Below are 897 nucleotides of genomic sequence, written 5' to 3' on the forward strand. Positions count from 1 at the left end.
TTTCGTGTACGGGGCTATCACCCACTATGGCCGCACTTTCCAGAGCGTTCCACTAATCTCAAACCAACTTAAGGGCTGGTCCCCGTTCGCTCGCCACTACTAAGGGAATCTCGGTTGATTTCTTTTCCTCAGGGTACTTAGATGTTTCAGTTCCCCTGGTTCGCCTCTTGCACCTATGTATTCAGTACAAGATACTCAGCTTATGCTGAGTGGGTTCCCCCATTCAGAGATCTCTGGATCACAGTCTGTTTGCCGACTCCCCAAAGCTTATCGCAGGCTACCACGTCTTTCATCGCCTCTGACTGCCAAGGCATCCACCGTATGCGCTTCTTCACTTGACCATATAACCCCAAGCAATCTGGTTATACTGTGAAGACGACATTCGCCGAAAATTCGTAATGCAACATCACAAATTTTACCTTAGCCTGATCCACTACCAGTGAAAGTAGTGTTCAGTCTATTTCTATCACATATCCGAATTTTTAAAGAACGATCTGACAAAAGCCAGAAATCAACATTCATCAACGAATGTTCATTTCTAAGTTCTGACAAGCGACTGCGTACGGCGAAAAGTGGTGGAGCCAAGCGGGATCGAACCGCTGACCTCCTGCGTGCAAGGCAGGCGCTCTCCCAGCTGAGCTATGGCCCCGTATTCTAGGCTGCACCATGTAATGGTAGGTCTGGGCAGATTTGAACTGCCGACCTCACCCTTATCAGGGGTGCGCTCTAACCAACTGAGCTACAGACCTATAACAGGGTCGCGTTACAGCATCGTCTTTATACAAAGAATCAAGCAATTCGTGTGGGAGCTCATCAGCAGGCTGATGTCGTCGATTAAGGAGGTGATCCAGCCGCAGGTTCCCCTACGGCTACCTTGTTACGACTTCACCCCAGTCA

The 897-nt window shown here is 49.2% G+C and carries 2 tRNA genes and 2 rRNA genes; all 4 read right to left on the reverse strand.

The window, feature by feature from the left end:
• Window positions 1–341 (reverse strand): 23S ribosomal RNA (locus ACNQPL_RS26605); the annotation flags it as partial.
• Between the two features lie 232 nt (window positions 342–573).
• Window positions 574–649: transfer RNA gene (locus tag ACNQPL_RS26610), tRNA-Ala, on the reverse strand.
• Between the two features lie 23 nt (window positions 650–672).
• Window positions 673–749: transfer RNA gene (locus ACNQPL_RS26615), tRNA-Ile, on the reverse strand.
• An 86-nt stretch (window positions 750–835) separates the two neighbouring features.
• A 16S ribosomal RNA gene (locus tag ACNQPL_RS26620) occupies window positions 836–897 on the reverse strand; the annotation flags it as partial.

Origin of the sequence: Pseudomonas sp. LFS044 (assembly GCF_047978245.1) — a bacterium.
Classification (GTDB): domain Bacteria; phylum Pseudomonadota; class Gammaproteobacteria; order Pseudomonadales; family Pseudomonadaceae; genus Aquipseudomonas.